Below are 19,595 nucleotides of genomic sequence, written 5' to 3'. Positions count from 1 at the left end.
GCATCAAGCATTTTCGAGATCTCCCAATGGTGACACAACGATGGACCAGGAGGCTGACGAAAACGCTACAGTCAGATGTCTATTCGAAACTTTGGCACCTTTTCGTTAAACTGAATGAATCAGGTGGACCAGGACAAGGATTGATAAGCCTGTTTGGAGCGAGTTTATTTTCAAAGCCCCCTGGGCAACGCTGCTCGACGTGTGAGATAGGTCCTGCACTTTCTCGGGACATCGTCTTAAGCTCGGAGATTGTCCAACGGCAGGAGGGACAGCCACGATCAGGTAGCCGACTGTACCGCCGATACACAACACCGATCACACGTATATCAGGCACCCCGAACCGCCGGACTGGCGCTCCGCGAAATCCCTGTGGCAAGCATGAATGACATCGGCTGCACGCACCGCTTTTCAGATGCCTGCGGGTCTGCCGTCGAACACCAGCACGACGCGACGGCATCAAGTTCAAATATTCCGGCCGGCGCAGATCTGCCCTCCGCGCTGGCTTGGGGCGATCATGATCGGCCCGAAATCGCGATTGGTGGTGCTTCAGGCTGCTGCCTGTGGCTTCCATCGCATGAGGTGCCGCTCCAGACCTTGAAGCATGGCATTCAACGCGAGGCCGATCACGGTGATGCCCAAGATACCGAAATACATCTGAGGGATCAGGAAGCTGTACTGACTGTTGATGATGAGGTAGCCAAGGCCAGCCTTCGCCCCGACCATCTCGGACGCCACCAAGACCAGCATCGCGGACGCGCTCGCAAGGCGGATGCCGACAAAGATGGTCGGAAGCGCGGCGGGAAGAATAACTTTGCGGAAGAGTTGCTGCGGCGTCGCCCCCATGGTTCGCGCCGATTTGATGAGGAGCGGATCCACCTGCTTTACAGCCGCGACGGTGTTGAGGAGAAGCGGCCAAGCGCAGCTATAGATCACCATGGTGATCTTCGACATCTCGCCGATGCCGAGCAGCAAGATGAACACCGGCAACAGCGCGAGCGGGGCCGTGTTCCGGCAGATCTCGATGAACTGGTTCAGGAGATTGCCGAGGCGCGAATACCAACCGACAGCGAGACCAAGTGGCACGATCAGCACGACTGATATCAGGAAGCCGCTTAAGGCCCGTAGCAGGCTCGCGGAGACATCATCATAGAGCTCTCCAGTTTGCGCTAGCTGCCAACCTGCGGCAATGACCTCCGAGAACGGCGGCAAAAATACTGCGTCGATCAGGCCTAATCTCGGAGCCTCCTCCCATAGCATCAAAAGGCCGATCAACAAGATCGACCGCTGTCCGTAGCCGACTAATGATCGGCTAACCGCAGCAACCCGGCGCAGGAGTAGCGGCGGTGGCGCCCCTGCCCCGGCGCGCTGGCTTTGACGTCCCTGCGTCAGCTCGAGCAACCCCAGCACTTCGCTAGACATAGGCAACCTCCTTCACTTCGCGCATGACACGGTCAGCGCCAGCGCCCGCCTGCTGTGCCTTCTGGACCTCCTCGCGCAGCGAGCTCCACAGTTCATGCCGGATGCGCCCGAACTCCGGCAGAGAACGCACATCCTCGTGCTCACTGCGCAGCCCCTCTGAAACGTCGATAATCCTTTTGATACGCCCCGGACGCGACGTCATCACAGCCACGCGCTGTCCGAGCACAATCGCTTCATCGATCCCATGCGTGATGAACACGATGGTCTTGCCGGTCGCCCGCCAGATCCGTAACAGCTCGCCCTGCAGCGTCTCGCGCGTCTGCGCATCCAATGCAGCAAAGGGCTCATCCATCAGCAGGACCTCGGGATCGTAGGCGAGACTTCGCGCGATGGCGACGCGCTGCTTCATGCCACCGGAGAGCTCGTGGGGGTACCGGTCGGCGAAGCCGGATAGCCCGACCAGGTCGAGGTAATGCAGCGCGCGTTCGCGCCGCTCCTTCGTCTTTAAACCAGCGATGTCGAGCCCAAACTCGACATTCTGTGCGGCCGTACGCCACGGAAACAACGCGTATTGCTGAAACACGATGCCCCGATCGCGCGCAGGCCCCTCGATCACTTTGCCGTCGAGCAGGATCCGTCCGCTGCTCGGCCGGGTGAGGCCGCCGAGCAGGTCCAGCAGGGTCGACTTGCCGCAGCCGCTCGGTCCCACCAGCGCCAGGAATTCGGCGGCACGGACGTCCAGCGTGATGTCATCCAGAGCTGCCAAGCCCTGCGCCGGCCTGCCATCCTTGCCGCGGACAAGGAATTCCTTGCGCACATGCTCGAAGCGGATCTTGGACGTGGTCATCTGGCCTCCGCGGTCTTCCCAGGACGGAAATAGTTGAACGCGTTGGTATAGGTATCTGACGCCTTGATCTGACCCGGCTTGAACAAGCCATCCTCCACAAGCCAGTCGATCCACACCTGGATCTCGGCATCCGAGATCACGCCGCCTTTGGCCGCAACGCCCGTGCTCTTCCAGTATTTGATCGAGGAGCCGTCTTCATTGCGCTTGCGATCTGCGATGATCCGCTCGAACCGCGCCCTCACCTCCTCAGCCGGTGCTGTCTGTGCCCATCCGATGGCGCGGGAGACGCCCTCCACGAGCTTGCGGGATGCTTCGGGATTGTCCTTGATGAACTTCTCCCGCAGCACGTAGGAACCGCCGGTGAATTGGCCGAATAGATCAGTGTCGTTGAAGAGCGCGTGGATTCCGCCGCGCTCCAGAGCTTTGTCGCGCAAGATGCCGCTCAGCGTGCTCACCTCGACCTGTCCCTGACGCAGCGCCTGCTCGCCCGTGACGGGCGGCACCGCGACCAGGGTGACCTGCTTGGCCTCGCTTGCGCTAAGGCCGTTCCGCGCGAGATATTCGCGAAGGACGAACTCCAAGTGGGCGCCCAGCGTATTGACGGCCACCTTCTTGCCAATCAGGTCTCGCGCCGTCTTGATCGGGCTGTCGTCCTTGACGTAGTAGCCTTGGTAAGTGTTGGCGTCCGAGCCGTAGTAGCCGACGACGGCCTTGATCGGTGCCCGCGCCGAGATCAGCTTGAGGATCGCGCCATAGAAGGCGCCCCCGATGTCGATATCGCCGGTCACGACAGCCTGGATATCCTGCGGCCCGCTGATGGTGTTGCCGACCCATTTGAGCTTCAGCGGCGCGAGATAGCCGAGGTCCTCGGCGAGCTCGATGAACGTCACCTGCCCGGCCCAACCCTGGTAGCGGATCTCGGTCTTCTCAAGCGGTGGCTCAGCGAAAGCCGGGGCCATCAGGCCAAGGCTCAATGCACCTGCGAGCAGAAGCCGCGCGGCGTCGTGCCCCGCACGAAGGAATTTGATCATTGCATGCATCCTGGTGGTTGCTCGGATCGGATCAGGCGGCCTTCGCCGCCTGCGGCTTCGATGTCTTGATGCGGGTCACGCTGCGGCGGCCATCGACGCTGAGCGGAACGTCGCCATCGATCGTGGCGCGGCGGACCACCCGGTGCTGATCACCGTAGTCGTTGACCGCATAGTGCTGGGTCGCGCGATTGTCCCAGATCGCGACGTCACCGGCTTTCCAGCTCCATCGCACGGTGTTTTCCGGCGCCGTGATGTGGGACTGGAACAGGTTGAACAACTTCTGCCCGTCATATTTCGGCAGGCCGACGAAACGCTGGACGAAGTTGCCGAGCACCAGCGTCCGCTCGCCGGTCTCCGGATGAACCCGCACCACCGGATGCTCGGTCTCATAGATCGTGCCGGTGAAGACTTCCTCGAAATGCTTCCTGTCCGCCTCACTCGCGCGGGTCCTCACCGCGTAATCATAGGCATTGCTGTGAACCGCCCAAAGCTCCTCAGCGAGCTTGCGCAAGGGGGCCGGTAGATCGAGATACGCCGCCGCGGTGTTCGACCACACTGTGTCGCCGCCGAAGGCCGGAATCACAACGCCTCGCAGCACGGAGATCTTCGGATAAGCATCGACGAACGTCACGTCCGTGTGCCATTGGTCCGCGCGACCGCCGCCGCGCTCCGAATCCAGCTCCAGAATCGATGACGTTCCCTTGGTTGCGCCCACGGTCGGATGCGGCACCAGCTTGCCGAGCCTGACGGCGAAGCGCTCCTGCTCCGCATCATCCAGATGTGCCTGATCGCGGAAGAAGATGACCTTGTGCTCGAGCAGCACCTGATTGATGGCACGAACAACGTCGTCGGGGAGATCCCCTGACAACCTGACGTTCTTGATTTCGGCTCCGAGCCGGGCCGCGCGCTTGACGATGTCCGCACGGGGAATGACGTTGTCGATGATGGTAATATTGCTCATGATTGTGCTCTCGATTGGGATGTCTGAACAAAGCTCCGCCGCGCGCTGGTCGCCCGAGCAACAGCGGAGTTAGGGATGGAGTTATTTTCTGGCTTCGATCCTAGTGGACCGCGATGCGCTCCGGCGGTCGGCGAACAGGCCGCTGTAGCCGATGCGCGGTGATACAGCTCTCCGTCGTCGCGTCTGCACAGCGCAGCGCGTTCAGAGCCGAAGCCGGCTGCAACGCTTTGCGAAGGACGCAGATTTGATCGGATTGCCGCATGATGAACGACCTCGTTTGGACACCGCAGATCGTAAAAGCGATCGCAATCCAGTCAATGAAACGAAATCAGCTTTGTTTTTGCTGCAAGGCAATGATCGCTTCGCCCGTGACCCAACCGCTGAAAGATTTGCAATCGTGACCGCCCGGCCCGCAATTTCGATTGCTTCGCGGACCACAAAATCGGACCGAATGACGCGCGGAAGCACCTCAATCTATGCTGTGTCTCGTGCGCGCGCACGCAGTCGTCTGCGATGGATGGCCATCTCACGCGGTTCGTGCTGGCCCGCCACACAACAAAGCAAATTCATTTCATCGACAGGTTTGTAATCGCCGACGTAGAGTTTTGTTCGGGCGCACGAGACAACGCGGCATCGGATCATTGGCGAGGCAGGCATGAGCAAGCGGCAGCTATCTCTCAATTTTTTCATCTATCCCGACGGCCATCACGAAGCCGCGTGGCGCCATAAGGCTTCGACGACGGATCGCATTCTCGATGTCACCTACTATCAGGAGCTGGCGCAGCGAGCCGAGGCGCACAAATTCGGTGCGGTGTTCTTCGCCGATGCCCCGGCCCTTGCGGACAATGTTCGCTATGCACAATGGTTCCGGCTCGAGCCGATCACGCTTCTGGCGGCAATCGCGTCCGCTACGAAACGAATTGGACTGATCGCGACGGCATCGACGACTTACTCCGAGCCATACAATCTGGCACGTCTGTTTGCCTCACTGGATCACATCAGCGGAGGCCGAGCCGGCTGGAACATCGTCACGACGAGCTCGCCGCAAGCGGCACAGAACTTCGGGCTTCCCGAGCATCCGCCTCATCATGAGCGCTATGAGCGCGCACGCGAGTATCTGGATGTCATCACCAGGCTTTGGGACAGCTGGGAAGACGACGCACTGGTCAACGATCCGGCTTCGGGGATCTTCGCCGATACGGCCAAAATCCACAGCATCGATCACATCGGCAAGCATTTTCGTGTGCGCGGGCCGCTCAACGTCTCCCGGCCCCCACAGGGGCGCCCCGTCTATGTCCAAGCCGGCTCCTCCGAGGATGGACGCGCTTTCGCGGCGCGCTTCGCCGAGGCCATCTTCACGGCACATCAGACGCTGGCGAGCGCGCAACAGTTCTATGCCGACATCAAGCGTCAGGCACGCGCGTTTGATCGCAATCCCGATCAGATCAAGATCCTGCCCGGCATCTCGCCGTTCATCGCCAGTACGCAGCTCGAGGCTGACCGGTTGCCAGGAGGAGTTCAATGCGCTGATCCAGCCCGAATTCTCGCTGACTCAGCTGCGCCAGATGACCGGCCTGGACCTCACCGGCTTCGACCTTGACGGTCCCTTCCCACGCCACCTGATTGACACCAACGGCGCACATGGCGTTGCCAGCCGCTTCAAGCTCGTGATCGGCATCGTCGATCGCATGGCGTCTTAAGGCTCCCTTAAAAGGCTTATTGGCGCCTTATGGCACCGAGAAATATAGCACCCCCTCCCTGCAGTCAACTGCTTGGCGCCTTAAGCTACCGCAAAGCCACATATTGGCGCCTTAAAACGCCAAGCGCTCCCTAGAAAGGCTAAGAGTTTACCGTGTGCACCTTGCGCCTCAACATGGGCCCGCTGATCCGATCCCCGACATGCATCAGATGGGAAACCAATTGACGGCGGCCGCGAGTACATAACAGGAACATCGAAGACTGCCCTTTCAACCGCTCAATGTGGCAAAGCCAGTTCTTTGCTAAAGAGCGGGCGATTTCTGCCCGGCTCAAAAGTGCGGATTGCGTGGATATCCTTATGGACCGGGAACGATATCGGCAATGTCCCCAGGGTTCTCCCCGAGACAGTAAGTCGCCACTCCTCCGCTGACTCGAATACTGCAAAGAAGTTGCGCGATTGAACGATTGCCTCTCCTTGCTCAGCTAGCTGGCGGATCTTTGATGAATTTAGGCTCCGGCATGGTCGCGAGCCGTCCAATTCCGCGACACCAGTTCTCTCGCGCGGCGAAGCGCGGTGCGAGTCAAAAAGAGCCGCTGCCGGAGTTTCCAGCAGCGGCGCCAGTCGGGGAGGAAGCAGACGAGCCGGTCTGCTAGCGGATCCGTAGGGCGCAGATAGCTCGCCCGAATTTTTTACCCGAGACGCTTCATGGCCCTCTTTCACCGCGAGCCGAGCTCGCTCAGTAGCCTGCAGCAAATCGCATCCGGCACTCAGGACCGCGCGAGAGCCCAGTTAAGCAGCCAGGAGGAACGGCGCCAACGACCATTCCTTCCGATAACGATTGACGTCGTGGTCTAGACCTGGATGAAGCGGCGTGTAAGATCGGCGGAAGCATCAATTGGGTAGGGTTGGGTAGAAACCGTGAGAGCCAATGTCTTAGGTCGCCTTGCCGTAAGTCTCTCTTCGTCTCGCGGTGATCAGATGACGATCTATGCGCCGTCACTGCGGACCCTTCCACAAAACGCCATGCTGGTCATGGCCACGCTTCCCGTCATCGACTGGAACGACCGTCTCCTGCGGGACTTGCAAGGGGGGCCCAAAGTGCCCCCTTCCTGCTATGCAGCGATCGTCATGATTGACCCGTTTGCATGCTGGGAAGATCTTGTTGATTTGTTGGAAGGCGCAAGGATGACCGGAGTGACGAACTTTCCGCCTGCCTCCATGATTGAACGGACACCGGCAGGAGTGCCGCTCGATCGCGGTCAGGAACTCGAGCTTCGCCGTATGGAGTGGTTTGCAAGCCGAGGGTTCAAAGTCCTGTTTGTTGCGGCGGACGAGGCAAAGATGACAGTAGCGGAGCAACGCCTAGGCTCGCAGCTGGATGGGTCCGTCTATCTGCGACCCGAGGCGCTTGCGCTGCCGATTGGATCTGACATCGGGCTCGTGAGCCTTGGCTCTCATGGATCGTCGTCGGTACCGAAGTTCTCCCTGGAGCAGGCTGCCACGGCCAAGCAGCCGCTCCGACGGGCATGAGGCCTTATTCGAGGATCCGCAGTTTCTTGATTTTGTTGTAGAGGGTTTTGCGCGAAAGCCCGAGAGAGCGAGCAGTCTTGCCGCGGTGAAGCCGGTTTCTCTTCAGGGCCTCGATAATCCAGTCTCTCTCGGACAGGGAGGCGGCGGGCCGTGCGCCTGAAGTCGGCTCCAACAGCGGCTTTAGCATCTCACCGGTGATGTGAGTTGATGGCAGGGTCACGAGCTGGTTCACGACCTGCCGCAGCTCGCGCAAATTGCCTGGCCAGTCGTGCCCGGCTAGCGCAAGGAAAGCAGAGTTTTCGATTGTGAGCGTCTGGGCGCTGGAATCTCCTTTGGCTTCGACGGTGAAGTGTTGAACGAGTTGCGGCAGATCTTCAAGCCTGTCGGTTAGCGAAGGTAACTGGACATCCAACCCGGTAAAAAGGTCGAGAAGCCGCGCGCACAGAACCGTTTCAAGGCCAGCGCCTCGGGCCACCGTCGCGGTCGCAATGATCCGGGCGTGGGAACGCATGACAGTTACCCCGTTCAGAGGGGTAAACCCGCCTGTCTCCAGGTAATCGGCAAGGCGCTCCTGGCCTTCGCGCGAAAGCTGGTCAACATGCAGCAGCAAGACGGCGCCCTCGTTCGACGCCTCCAGGAGCGACAATTGGCGTCTGCCACTCTCAAGGCGCTCGGCGCCGAACAACGGGCCGAGTGTATCTATCGCCGGACCGGGTCGGCAATGAAACAGCGTCGCCTTGGCGTGCCTGCGGTCGCTGAACGCGTGAACCAGGCTAGCTATTCTACGCTTGCCGGAGCCGGCCTCTCCCCAGATGAGGACTGGGCTTGGGGTTGCGGCAACGCGTTTGGTGATCTCTAGGACGCGCTTCATTGCCGAGGACTGCGCGATCACGCCGTGCCTGAAGCCACTCAACTGCAGCTTCCTTTCGAGCAGATCCACCTTCTCGCGCAACAGGTGGATGGTCTTGAAGCCCGACGTCACCTCGAGGACCGACATCTCCAGAGGCACGCGGTCCAGCGAAGAGCCTCCGATGAACCCCTGGATTCCGGTTTCGCGGCAGATGTCCAGGAGCTCGTCCGGCTTTGTGATCGGGCCGCCCCCAAGCAAGCAGATGGTGCTCTTGTTGACGGATTGAGCAACGCGCGCAACGGCATTCGTACGCGCTGCAAGTTCAGACAGGCTGATCGACGGATCGGACCCGCTTTCAACCGCGCGGTTTAGATTGAAGTTGATGCAAATGGCCTCGGCGCCGGCTTCGACCATTCGACGCGCTTCAGATTGAGTGCGAGTATAGGCAATCGTCATCAGGCCGCGTTTTGCAGCCTTCACAAGGAGCTCGATCTCCCGGGAATAGCCAAGGCCGGACTTCTCGAGCAACGACCTGCGATCATCATCGATGTGTATGACCGAAGGGAAGTTGGTCACGCCAGCAAATCCCCATTTGATGATCCGGTCGAGCCATCGATCCAGATCAAGCTCGGGGTCGAATGTACAGGTGCCGAAGAAGACCGGCAGTTTCGTATTTGGCAGGATCTCGGTCCGTCCGAACCCCGCTACGAACTCGTTACTATTGCGGATTGGAAGAATCGAGGCGGGCGAGGCCCCGCCCATGGCACGAAAACGGCCAGCATTGAGTGCGAGCACGAAATCGGCGCCCGCCCGCTCCGCGGCCCTGGCCGTCATGCCCGATCCGATCCCCGCACCAAGTACAAACGAACGGGAATTCCGGAAGAACTGCCTGATGCCGGCTCCCTTCACCTCAGTGGTCCGCGTGTCGATCCGGAGCCGGCATCATCGCACGGCTCAACGTCAAGACTAGCTCCAAGTCGCAGGCGCTTGCAACCGCCGAACCGCCTTTCCATTGCTCATGAACAAGTGGCAATCGGCTGGAGCGGCGGTGAGGGTAAGCTTTCCGGCGCCTTTGGGCGAGCCGGATTTTGGCGCCCTGGCGACGACCGTTTCGTCTCCAACGTTGCCATAGATGTACGTGACGCTACCGAGATGCTCAACGAAATCGATCTCAAGTCCAATGGAGATCTCCTGCTGCTCGGGTGCCGGCGAGGAGAAGTCATCCGGGCGGATTCCGACAGTGACCGGCTTGCCAACTAGCATTTGGTCCGGCTCGACCGGAACGGAGATTGTAGAACCAGCCTCCAGTCGGACGTCCAGGCCTTGCTCATGAGCTGCCTCGACCTTGCCGCCCAGGAAGTTCATCTTCGGCGAGCCGATGAATCCTGCCACAAAACGCGAGGCCGGATTGTGATAGAGATCGTGGGGGCTGCCAACCTGTTCGATGTTGCCGTCCTTGAGGACGACGATCTTGTCGGCCATGGTCATCGCCTCGACCTGGTCATGCGTCACATAGATCATGGTATTTCCGAGCTGCCTGTGGAGCTTGGCGATCTGAACCCGCATTTGCACGCGCAACTCGGTGTCGAGGTTGGACAGGGGCTCATCGAACAGGAACACTTTTGGTTCTCGCATGATGGCGCGCCCGATTGCGACGCGCTGGCGTTGCCCGCCTGAAAGCTGTCGAGGCTTGCGATCCAATAGATGGTCGATCTGCAATAGCGACGCTATTTGGCTATCTTGGCGGCGATCTCGGCTTTTGAGGCTTTGGCCATGCGCAGGGGAAAGGCCAGGTTCTCTCTCACCGTCATATGCGGATAGAGAGCGTAACTCTGAAAGACCATGCCGAGGTTACGATCGGCCGCATCGATGTCGTTGACGAGCTCATTGTCGATGAAGAGCCGCCCGCCGCTGATGGGCTCGAGCCCGCCAATCATGCGCAGAAGCGTGGATTTGCCAGACCCGGACGGACCAACGAAGACGACAAATTCGCCGTGATCGATGGTCAAATCGATATTACGCAGGATCTCGATGGTCCCATAGGCCTTCTTCATGCTCTCCAGGCGAACGTTGGCCATTATGCCCTCCTCTGTCGCACCTCGGCCGCGCGAGCAGCACTTACCTCAATTTCGCGCAAGCTCGATACGATGAAGTCCGGGGCCATCAAGGAGGGATCCTGACGCATCGGCACGCCGGTTGTGACAAGCACCGTGGCAAGCCCCGCCCTCTTTCCCGCTTGAATATCCGTAGGAACTTGGTCTCCGATCATAATGGTCGAAGCGCGGTTCGTGCCGAGGCGTGAGAGCGCTGTCTCGATCATCGGCACTTGCGGCTTCCCGGCGATCGATGGCTGCACTTGCGTGGCGGCAGCCACAGCTGCAATCGTCGCGCCAGCCCCAGGCTCAAACCCGCTGGCCGTCGGCAGCAGAAGATCGGGATTGGTTCCGATGAAGACGGCGCCATTGAGGATCGCCTCAACGGCAATTCGCATCTTCTCGTGCGTGATATCCCGGTCAAGCCCCATTACAACGGCTTCGGGCGTTCGGTCAGTGACCTCCAGCCCAACATTGCGCATGGCCGTGACAAGTGAGGGAGCGCCGATGACATAGATTCGCGTCAAGTGCGGATAATTCGCTCGAATGAGGTCTGCGACGGTGATGGCGCTTGTAACCACTTTTGACGGTGCGATGGAAAGACCAAATCCTCTCAGCTTGCGAACGACGTCCTCCGGGGCATGCGTGGAATTGTTCGTTACAAAACAGAACGGCACGCCGGCTTCCTGCCATCGCTTAAATGCTTCTATCGCATCCACGATTGGGGTGCTGCCACGATAGACGACGCCATCCAGGTCAGAGATGATCCCTTCTATTGGCGGCCAGTTCACGTTTGAGCCCGTGCTAACCATGCATCAGCATCCCGCCATTCACATGGACGACCTGCCCGGTCATGTAGGAGGCCGCGGGGCTGGCCAGGAACACCGCTAGGCCTGCGATATCCTCCGGCAATCCGACCCGGCCCAGCGGAATTCGGCCACTGTGGCGCGCTTCGGTCTCCTCCCGCGGACGCCCGTGCATGGGTGTATCGATGATTCCGGGTGCAATCGCGTTGACGTTGATCTTGAGCGGAGCACATTCATAAGCGAGCAGCTTTGTCACGTCGTGTACGATCGCCTTTGACAAGCAATAATCAGCGCCGCCAGCCTGGTAGTTGAAAACCGCGCCTTGAGATGACAACGAGGACCCGACATTGACGATGCGGCCGCCCTTGCTCTTCATGAAGCGCTCGATCGCTTGCTTGGCACAGCGAAGCACCGCGACGGAGTTGATCTGTATGGTCTTTTCGATTCTGTCGGCATTGCCGGTTAGAAGCGGCTGAGCCGATTTTATTCCAGCGTTATTGATCAGGACATCGAGCCTGCCGAAGCGCTTGGCGATCTCATCAAGCACCCTGCCCACATCATCTTCTCGAGACACGTCCATGCTCATGGGCAGGATGCCATTGCCGTGCGGCAAGCGCGTCAGAATGTTCCGGACATTTTCCACATTTACGTCGGTTGCCAGGACGTTCGCACCGCCTTGACGGAAAGCATTGGCAATGGCTGAGCCAATGCCCCCGCCCGCACCGGTCACGAGCACGGTCCTGTCTGCAACTGAGAACTGTTCAGTCATTCCAACTCCAAGATCGTTTGAGAATTCAGAAATTCGTCGACGGCCCCACTGCTGGGCATCGAGCTCTGGGCCCCGCGTCGCGTCACGCATAAGGCAGCAACCGCGAGCGCCTTTTTAATCGCTTCTCGAATCGGCAACCGGTGGGCAAGAGAGGCTGCGAAGGCTCCGTTAAAGGCATCGCCCGCGGCGGTCGTATCAACGACCTTCACAGGAAATGCCCTGAGCGCAAAAGACGCGCTGGCATCGGCGTAGTAGGCCCCCTGCGCACCAAGCGTGATCAGGGCAGCTCTCGGCCCGAGATCGAGAAGCTTTCCGGCCGCTTGAGCTGCGCCGTCGAAGTCGTGCACCTCGACGCCGGTGAGCTCGAAAGCTTCCGTCTGGTTTGGAGTGAGGAAATCGACACTCCTCCACGCCGCCGCGGACAGGCCTGCCCTCACGGGGGCTGGATTGAAAATGAGATCGAATCCTTTGCTGCTCTTCATTGCAAACAGGTGATTGAGCGCGGGGACCGGCATGCCCATCTCGGCAACGACGATTGCGTCTCGCTCAATGAATTCGGCCGCCTTTTCGACCATGCTTGGTGTGACATTTGCATTGGCTCCCGGGTCTATGACAATGATGTTGGAGCCGTCGTCACCGACAAGGACGAGAGCAGAACCCGATATCTCCCCTGGGCACACCGCTATGGCATCGAGACGGACACCTGCCTCACGCAGCGCTTGCAGCAAGGATCGACCGGCCTCGTCGCCGCCAAGCCGGGTGTAGAAGCTCGGCCGAAGGCCCAATCGAGCGGCGGCGACCGCCTGATTGGCCCCCTTGCCTCCCGCATTCCGTTTCAAGCTTCCCATCAAGCTTTCACCCGGCATTGGAATCCGCTCGACGTTGAAGCAGAGGTCGAGATTTGTCGTGCCGAAGAACATCAATGGTCTGGGGCTCATTTCACGGCCCCGAAGGTAAGACCACGTTCGAGATGACGCTGGCCAAGGATGATCAGGACGACCGGCACAATCATGGTCACCACCAGACCCGCAGCCATCACCGGATAGAACTGAACGCCCGGATTGAGCAGCTTGAGCAGGGCGACGGTGACTGGTGCTTTCGTCGAACTGAGGATCAGGCCGAGCGCGAAGTTGTGCCACGCGAGCAGGAAGATAAGCAAAGAAGCGCCTATCAAGCCGGGCTTTAGAAGCGGAAGAACGATGTGCCAGACAACCCGGATTGGCTTTGCGCCATCCATGGCGGCCGCCTCCTCAACGTCCTTTGGGATGTCCTCGATATATGAACGGCTCAGCCAAATGATCATTGGCAGCGTGACGACTTGATAGACCCAGATCATACCGAAATAGGTGTCATAAAGGCCAATTGTCTGAAACACGCTGAACAGCGGTATGACGACAAGGAGTGCCGGCGCGAAGCGGAAGCCCAGAATGAAGAATGCGATGTCCTCCTTCATAGGGATATCACGCCTCGCCAGGACGTAGCCTGCCGGTACCCCGACAACGAGCGATACGAGCACCGCACCAAGCGAGATCACGACGCTATTGGTGACCGGGGTCAAGAAATCAACCTTGATAGTGCCGTAGCTTGTTGCCCCGGCGTGGGCGGCATCGAACAAAACGCGGAAGTTTTCAAATGTTGGAGTGAAGATAAAGCGCGGCGGCCAGGTCATGACCTCGGCCTGCTGCTTCACCGACATCATCACGATCCAGACCAGCGGAAATGTCAGGATCAGCGTACAAGCAACAATCAGGAGATTAAGGAACAAGCTTGCAGGCGTTGAGCGATTGAAACGCATGTCAGCCTCCTCTAGCTTACGCGCTGACGGACCAACCGCCACAATCTCACCACGGCAAAGGCCCCGAGAAGCACGATCATCCAATTGACAACCATGAGCGCGGCACCACGCCCGAAGGCGAGATTTTGAAAGGCCGTGATGTAGGCGCGAACCGAGAGCACGGAAGTACTGTCACCCGGCCCCCCCTGGGTTGTTCCGAAGATGATATCAAACTGGTTGAGCGATTCGATCAGCCGAAATACCGCGGCGATCAGAATGTACGGCGCGATGAGCGGAAGCTCGATATGGAGGAACGTTGCCCAACCCCGCGCGCCATTGACCCGCGCGGCTTCTCTGACCTCATCGTTGATGCCCTGCAACCCGGCGAAGATGATGAGCGCAAAAAATGGTGTGTAAGTCCATATGTCGATGAGTACCAGTGAGACCATCGCCGTGCTGGCATCCGAAATCCATGCGAACCGTCCGATCCCAACGAGCGAAAGCAAATAGTTCAAGATCCCAATCTGCGGATCCATCATTGTGGTCCACATCAAGGCGACGCTCATTGGCGGCAGAACCAGGGGAAGGAGAATGACGGGCCGCATCAGCCTGGCAAGGAACACCCCACTTGCGAACAATTTGGCGATCGCAAGCCCAAAGAACGCTTCGGCGAGCACGGCGGAGCAGGCATACGCCATAGTCGCCCGCACGCTATTCCAGAAATCTTGGGTCTTGATTGCCACTTCATAGTTGGTGAATCCAATGAAGCGAACCACGGGACGGCCAAACTTGAGATCGGTGAGTGATTGAAAGACCCCATAGAAAAACAGAAAAAGAAATCCAAGGAGGATGATGATTGCGGGGGCAATCGCAGCAAGGCTCCACCAGTCAAGAGCATTCTGCTCGGCCTTTTGCGCCCGCTCGTTTTTGGACGAGGCCAGCTGGTCGACCGATGATTGTAGCGTCACGATTGCGTCGATGCCTTGAAGGTCCATCGCTCACTTCTCAAAAGTTACTCGGGCGCGGTGGGGCGGCAAACCCTTATGCCGCCCTCCGACCGCCTTACATGGAGGAGCGGATCTCGGAGGCGAGGTCGGTCAACGTCGCCTTCACGTCCGCGCCGTTGACCATTTTCTGCATGGCGACTGCCCAGGCGTTCATTGCCTCGGCAAATCCTGCGCGCGGCGTAAAGGCCAATGCAGCCCTGTCCTGCACGATTTTGAAGGTATCCACGAAGTTTGTGAATTCCGGTTTAGCCGCGTAGTCGAGCCAAACCTTGTCGCTCCAGGTGGAGGCGCGCGGAGAGTTGACGAGCTTCCCGGCGACGGCACCGTTGAGCTCGACCTGCTTTGACGTCGCCCACTGGATGAACAGCCAGGCTGCTCCCTTTTTCTGAGAGGCCGCATTCATGGCGAGGGACCAGATCCAGATGTTCGATTCAAAATTCTTGCCGTTTGGAGCGCGCAGAGGGGGAGCGAATGCAATCTTGCCCGAAGCGGGCTTGCCGGCGACATTGTTCCAGAACCCGAACATGTTGGAATCGATCGCCATCGCTGTCCGACCCGAATTGATGCCATCGACCACCTGATACCAGTTGTCGTTGGCAAAGGATGGAGCCGCGCACTTCTTGATCATCTCCACATAATCCTTGTGGAAGGCGACCGACTCGGGCGAATCGAGACCAGTTTCTAATTTGCCGTCCTTAACCACGAAGTCGTGCACACCGTAAGACTTGGCAATCGAGATGGCGGCCGTGTGGATGCTGCTTCAAAAGCGGACTCCCCGCACGCCCAGGGGTGTGATCGCCGGATCCGCAGATTTCAGCTTCTCGCAAGCCGCGGACATTTCCGGCGGGGTTGTCGGAACCTTGATACCGTGCTTGTCCAGAATGTCCTTACGGTAGAATAATTGGATGTTTTCGAACCCGTGCGGGATAGCCCACACCTGACCCCGGCCCGCTTCGATTTGCCCGCCATCGACTTGCCACGTCAGCGCGTCACGCAATGCGGGGAAGAAGTCCTCGTAGTCATAGCTTGCCGAGGTGAGCTTTGGGTTGTTCAGATAGCGGTCGAGCGGCTCGAGTAGTTGACCGGGCGCGAGATCCCAAGCCGGCTGAATCCCCGTGCCGACGACGTCCCACGAGGCCGACTTCGTGCTCAGCTGGATTGTCAGCTTATTCCAGTAGGCGTCGTCCGGATAAAGCTCGGGCGTCACTTTGATGCCTGTCAACTTCTCGAACTCAGGCAGCTGTGCTGCAACGGCGTCAGCATATGGATGGATGTCGTAAGCCCACACGATCGAAGAGCCCTCGAACTGGCGCCAGTTGATATCCTCCGCTTTGGCCTGGACGAAAGATGCGGCCGCACCGGCCAAGAGCGTTGAGCAAATCAGAGCGGTTTTGACATAATGAGCCGAATGGCCGCGCAAAGCGGCTGGCGTCCTTGGCATTAGTCCCTCCTCTGGGCTCATTGGCCCGCAATTCACATGCCCCTCCTCTTCCAGGGCCGCGAGTGTTGGGAACGCTAACCGCCATTTTCCGCCCATATGCACCCCTTCAGATCGAAGTTGGGTAACATTGGGTAAGTCAAGAAAGCAGCATCACAGGACGCCATAGTGGAGATGATCAATGCAGGCGCATGTTCAGGCCCCGCGAAGCCAGCTCCGAAGGGGCGATCCTGGCCAACTGCTCGCGCTTTTGCATCAGTAGCTGGTTCAAATGCTCTATTGATCCCGCCGCTCGTCACAGGCGCGTCTTGAGTGGCTGCCTCAATAGAGACGACAACTCGCTGCAGAATAACGACACATTGTCGCAACCTTTCGCAATCTCCCATCGCACCGACGATCTGGTCTCTCGACTGGCCGAACGGCGGTGCGATAAGCGCTGCGCCCGCAGCGTGGGGAAGTGTCTGATCTGCTTTCCTCGAAGCAACAGCTGGTGCAGGACGGTGAGGTTTTCTGCCCAATCAGCGACAGAACCTTCTTCGAATTTCTAACGGGACGCGCTCACGCCCTGCACATTCATGCTACGCTGCATGCGGCGTTCCGATGGGACAAGGCGCGGCGCTTCACCAGCGATGTTATGGCAACAGACACAGGATCAAGAGGTTTCTCACCGCTATCTAGCCAGTTTTCCGTTCGCATCCTTGCGTGCTGCCAAGCAGCTCAATGACCATGCCGCACGCGCGAACATGACACCGTTTACCGCCCAGGAAATCAAGGCCATGATCGCACGGTGCGATGCGCTCGAAGGGCGTTCCGGAAAAGAAATGCACACGAATATGGCTGGGCCTAGGTAGCTCTCAAAACTCCCAAGCCCAACTTCGCGCAGATTGGAAAAGCCGCATCCTTTGACCATTGGCGGCCACGGTAGCATAGCAAAAGACAACTACGCGCCTGGGGCGGCGCGGCGCCGCGCAACACGAGCATGGCTGGCGCGCGAGACCATCTGGATAGCGATAAGGATGGCCGCGTTCTCCATGCTCGAGATTGGATGAGCGTTGTTTTCACTATAAACGGCCAAGTCCACCTCGACGCCAAACCCAGGGACAGCAACGGTCTGACGCAACTTTCTGATGCCAGTCACAGTTCGAGAGCAGATGAAGCACTCGCCGTCATATAAAATTCGGAATGGGATTCGTTGCTCGCGCATCATCACCGGCCTTGATAACTCATCGGAACTTTGGACGCCCGCGCTGCGTTCGCGCCTCGATATCATCGCTACACGTCGCGCGAAAACATCATCGCTCTCACGATATTAGCGCGATTCGCGCGCTATGATCGTTTGGTCAGCAGCCTCACATTGCAGGATTTCAGCAGATTAGCCTGTAGTTTTGTCCAATTCAGCCCCGTCCGGAGGCTTTGTCATTGACGAAGCTTCTCTCATACCATTCGGCTCTCCTAACATGTCGTCGGAGCAACCGGTCCTTCCACGAGTCTTACCAAGCCACGCCCAACGTCGCAGCCGGAGGCCACTGCGCCAACAGCAATTGCAGTAAATTGCTCTGAGCTGCAGATGCTGCTTCGGCGCGATATAGCCCTGGTGCCGGTGATCACATCCCGTGTCGGCCACCAGTTCTTTCCAAGTCGTTCGTCTGGCCTGCGGCTACATGGGACCATCGTGCAGTTAAAGCCGGGGAAGGACCTCCTCTCGCGAACTGGCGCACCGCTGAGTGCCGTCTAGTCGCGCGCGAGATCGCGCGCAACTACAAGCTGATCTAGCAGAAATACGACCGATCATGCCCCTCAAACGCCGCAGAACGTCCTGGTTGCAATGTTAGCATCCCTCGCCCATCGGCTGGGGGAACAAGCATGGTTAAAGCATTTCGAAATACTGTCATGGCACTCACTTTTGTCGTGGTCGCCGGCAGTAACATAATTTGGAGTTTGCTGGATGACTACGTCGCCTGCGGCCTAGCGGTAGCCGCTTCAGTCACCGCCGGCTTTTGCGCCGAGCGCGCCTTCGTCAAACGGTCCCATCGCGAAATGATCCGTCAACACGGCGCAGACTGGCAGCCTGGTAGCGACCGCATAGAGTCTGGCGGACCAACTAGGACGGCGAAGGCAGAGAAATGACAATCGACCGGAACATCGAGAGCGGCACGAAGCGTGAGGCGCCCAAGCTGGAGGTGCTCGATTGCCAAATCCCGTCAGTTGCTAGCCGATGCATCGGCTATCGAGGCATTGCGCACCTGGTAAGCCATGCAGTCAACCGTCAATACGGTCGCGCTCTACGACGCCGCAGCAGCGCTGTTCGGCTCGGATTTCGACCGGGCCGAATACCACGAGGTCGAGTGAATATATCTGATCTCGACGCGCTTGCAGTTCGGAAAGCGCGGGCCGAAGTCCAGATTATCTTACGCCGACGGAACGGGTGAAAGCTTCTAATTCGATTCCTGCCGTTACGTCGCGAGGCGGCCACTATAAGTCCCTGCCTCACAATAGAAGAGGCAGGCGATCAGCCTGAGATATTTAATGGCGCCCTTAAGGGGAGGTCGCTCGATCGAGACAACATTCTGTCTGCTCGACCGGCGGTTAGACAAAGATTCAGGACCTCGTAGAGATCGCGCGGGCGCGTTCGCTCGGCCAAAGCGCTGAGGTTTACGCGAACGCCTCAAGTAGTCGTAGGCCAGGACCTCGATGCCGTCTTCAAGCATGTCGGAATAAGGGTGAAAGATATCGACGGGCACCGGCGGCAAGAGGATGCGTTCGTCAGCCGTCGAACCAAGTTTATTTCGCGGAAGTGGACGGGGCGTGAAACGGGCCCCTTGTAGCTGATCTTGCTTTGACATGAGAGCTTGCCGCGCGGATTTTGGAAGAGTTCGAATTCTTGCTGATCCACCGGGACCACGATGCCGCTTTCGTCATAGACCCAGGCGCCACCTCCGCGAACACCCGCTTTATAAGCATGTTTTCAGACAGGTACCGCCCTTGAAGACCTAGCCTTCGGCGAGTTCCTCATGCGCGCGGACGCCGGCGATAAATCAGCCGAGAACGCAGTCCTTTTCGACAACATGCGGAACGAGCGAGCTCTGTCCTGCGACAGCAAGAATTGGGCGCTTGCCGATTAATGTCTGCCTCCGCGAACCCAGGTCGACGGAATGAAGAGCCGCCATCTTGAGACGAGGCGCGAATAATCCAGCGCGGGATGAAGCTTCGCATTTCCTGCCGTGCGCCGTGCGGCACAGTTCGGCAAGTGATACGCCGTCCGAACGTCGCTACGCAAGAAAGCCAAGTTGCTGAACACTGAGCTGGTCCCGCAAATCTGAACAGCGCGATAAGTGGAGTTTCTGCCTGACGGCGGGCAAGATTGACCCGCG

12 protein-coding genes and 3 pseudogenes are annotated in these 19,595 nt (G+C 58.9%); 3 read left to right on the top strand and 12 right to left on the bottom strand.

Annotation, left to right across the window (positions count from 1 at the left end; all coding sequences use genetic code 11):
- Window positions 1–546: 546 nt before the first annotated feature.
- The 4 genes from D6B98_RS35810 to D6B98_RS35795 are packed head-to-tail and all read right to left on the bottom strand — an operon-like array spanning window position 547 to window position 4,258.
- On the bottom strand, window positions 547–1,419 hold the full coding sequence (locus D6B98_RS35810) for an ABC transporter permease (RefSeq protein ID WP_126261697.1): 873 nt from the start codon (window positions 1,417–1,419) through the stop codon (window positions 547–549).
- Window positions 1,412–2,266: an ABC transporter ATP-binding protein gene (locus D6B98_RS35805; protein ID WP_126261696.1), complete on the bottom strand. Its 855-nt coding sequence runs from the start codon at window positions 2,264–2,266 to the stop codon at window positions 1,412–1,414. The genes D6B98_RS35810 and D6B98_RS35805 overlap by 8 nt, the downstream gene beginning before the upstream one ends.
- Window positions 2,263–3,297, bottom strand: a complete 1,035-nt coding sequence (locus D6B98_RS35800) for an ABC transporter substrate-binding protein (RefSeq protein WP_235884834.1) — start codon at window positions 3,295–3,297, stop codon at window positions 2,263–2,265. Before D6B98_RS35800 ends, D6B98_RS35805 begins: the two co-directional genes overlap by 4 nt.
- 31 nt (window positions 3,298–3,328) lie before the next feature.
- Complete coding sequence (locus D6B98_RS35795) at window positions 3,329–4,258, bottom strand: TauD/TfdA dioxygenase family protein (protein ID WP_126261694.1); 930 nt, start codon at window positions 4,256–4,258, stop codon at window positions 3,329–3,331.
- Window positions 4,259–4,518: 260 nt separating this feature from the next.
- Between D6B98_RS35795 and D6B98_RS40285 the strand changes: the two genes are divergently transcribed.
- The 3 genes and pseudogenes from D6B98_RS40285 to D6B98_RS35780 all read left to right on the top strand — a co-directional run bounded on the left by D6B98_RS40285 (window position 4,519) and on the right by D6B98_RS35780 (window position 7,487).
- A complete protein-coding gene (locus tag D6B98_RS40285) occupies window positions 4,519–4,659 on the top strand; it encodes a hypothetical protein (protein ID WP_164719086.1) in 141 nt (46 codons plus the stop codon).
- Between the two features lie 254 nt (window positions 4,660–4,913).
- A pseudogene (locus tag D6B98_RS35790) lies at window positions 4,914–5,946 on the top strand (NtaA/DmoA family FMN-dependent monooxygenase); the annotation flags it as partial.
- Between the two features lie 989 nt (window positions 5,947–6,935).
- Complete coding sequence (locus D6B98_RS35780) at window positions 6,936–7,487, top strand: hypothetical protein (RefSeq protein WP_235884835.1); 552 nt, start codon at window positions 6,936–6,938, stop codon at window positions 7,485–7,487.
- Between the two features lie 4 nt (window positions 7,488–7,491).
- Here the strand turns inward: D6B98_RS35780 and D6B98_RS35775 are convergent, their stop codons facing one another.
- The 8 genes and pseudogenes from D6B98_RS35775 to D6B98_RS35740 all read right to left on the bottom strand — a co-directional run bounded on the left by D6B98_RS35775 (window position 7,492) and on the right by D6B98_RS35740 (window position 16,227).
- Window positions 7,492–9,171, bottom strand: coding sequence for a phosphoenolpyruvate hydrolase family protein (locus D6B98_RS35775; RefSeq protein ID WP_235884836.1), 1,680 nt, complete (start codon window positions 9,169–9,171; stop codon window positions 7,492–7,494).
- A 132-nt stretch (window positions 9,172–9,303) separates the two neighbouring features.
- Window positions 9,304–10,415 (bottom strand): annotated as a pseudogene (locus tag D6B98_RS35770) (ABC transporter ATP-binding protein).
- Window positions 10,415–11,242 carry an HAD-IIA family hydrolase gene (locus D6B98_RS35765; RefSeq protein ID WP_126261691.1) on the bottom strand — a complete coding sequence of 276 codons (828 nt, stop codon included), beginning with the start codon at window positions 11,240–11,242 and terminating at the stop codon, window positions 10,415–10,417. The pseudogene D6B98_RS35770 and the gene D6B98_RS35765 overlap by 1 nt, the downstream one beginning before the upstream one ends.
- On the bottom strand, window positions 11,235–12,005 hold the full coding sequence (locus D6B98_RS35760; protein WP_126261690.1) for an SDR family NAD(P)-dependent oxidoreductase: 771 nt from the start codon (window positions 12,003–12,005) through the stop codon (window positions 11,235–11,237). The genes D6B98_RS35765 and D6B98_RS35760 overlap by 8 nt, the downstream gene beginning before the upstream one ends.
- Window positions 12,002–12,925 (bottom strand): ribokinase, encoded by a 924-nt coding sequence (locus D6B98_RS35755; protein WP_235884837.1) that lies wholly within the window; start codon window positions 12,923–12,925, stop codon window positions 12,002–12,004. The genes D6B98_RS35760 and D6B98_RS35755 overlap by 4 nt, the downstream gene beginning before the upstream one ends.
- 14 nt (window positions 12,926–12,939) lie before the next feature.
- Window positions 12,940–13,800 (bottom strand): carbohydrate ABC transporter permease, encoded by an 861-nt coding sequence (locus tag D6B98_RS35750; protein ID WP_126261688.1) that lies wholly within the window; start codon window positions 13,798–13,800, stop codon window positions 12,940–12,942.
- An 11-nt stretch (window positions 13,801–13,811) separates the two neighbouring features.
- Window positions 13,812–14,774, bottom strand: coding sequence for a carbohydrate ABC transporter permease (locus D6B98_RS35745; protein ID WP_126261687.1), 963 nt, complete (start codon window positions 14,772–14,774; stop codon window positions 13,812–13,814).
- 67 nt (window positions 14,775–14,841) lie between these two features.
- Window positions 14,842–16,227 (bottom strand): annotated as a pseudogene (locus D6B98_RS35740) (ABC transporter substrate-binding protein).
- Window positions 16,228–19,595: the final 3,368 nt, after the last annotated feature.

This window comes from Bradyrhizobium sp. LVM 105 (assembly GCF_003957705.1).
Classification (GTDB): Bacteria; Pseudomonadota; Alphaproteobacteria; order Rhizobiales; family Xanthobacteraceae; genus Bradyrhizobium; species Bradyrhizobium frederickii.
This window is presented reverse-complemented; position numbering and strand designations above follow the sequence as displayed.

What these genes read in the sequence shown, in the direction of transcription:
- D6B98_RS35750 (WP_126261688.1), bottom strand. Translation starts at nt 13,800, where the DNA reads ATGCGTTTCAATCGCTCAACGCCTGCAAGCTTGTTCCTTAATCTCCTG.
- D6B98_RS35795 (WP_126261694.1), bottom strand. Translation starts at nt 4,258, where the DNA reads ATGAGCAATATTACCATCATCGACAACGTCATTCCCCGTGCGGACATC.
- D6B98_RS35805 (WP_126261696.1), bottom strand. Translation starts at nt 2,266, where the DNA reads ATGACCACGTCCAAGATCCGCTTCGAGCATGTGCGCAAGGAATTCCTT.
- D6B98_RS35780 (WP_235884835.1), top strand. Translation starts at nt 6,936, where the DNA reads ATGACGATCTATGCGCCGTCACTGCGGACCCTTCCACAAAACGCCATG.
- D6B98_RS35765 (WP_126261691.1), bottom strand. Translation starts at nt 11,242, where the DNA reads ATGGTTAGCACGGGCTCAAACGTGAACTGGCCGCCAATAGAAGGGATC.
- D6B98_RS40285 (WP_164719086.1), top strand. Translation starts at nt 4,519, where the DNA reads ATGATGAACGACCTCGTTTGGACACCGCAGATCGTAAAAGCGATCGCA.
- D6B98_RS35800 (WP_235884834.1), bottom strand. Translation starts at nt 3,297, where the DNA reads ATGATCAAATTCCTTCGTGCGGGGCACGACGCCGCGCGGCTTCTGCTC.
- D6B98_RS35760 (WP_126261690.1), bottom strand. Translation starts at nt 12,005, where the DNA reads ATGACTGAACAGTTCTCAGTTGCAGACAGGACCGTGCTCGTGACCGGT.
- D6B98_RS35810 (WP_126261697.1), bottom strand. Translation starts at nt 1,419, where the DNA reads ATGTCTAGCGAAGTGCTGGGGTTGCTCGAGCTGACGCAGGGACGTCAA.
- D6B98_RS35745 (WP_126261687.1), bottom strand. Translation starts at nt 14,774, where the DNA reads ATGGACCTTCAAGGCATCGACGCAATCGTGACGCTACAATCATCGGTC.
- D6B98_RS35775 (WP_235884836.1), bottom strand. Translation starts at nt 9,171, where the DNA reads ATGACGGCCAGGGCCGCGGAGCGGGCGGGCGCCGATTTCGTGCTCGCA.
- D6B98_RS35755 (WP_235884837.1), bottom strand. Translation starts at nt 12,925, where the DNA reads ATGTTCTTCGGCACGACAAATCTCGACCTCTGCTTCAACGTCGAGCGG.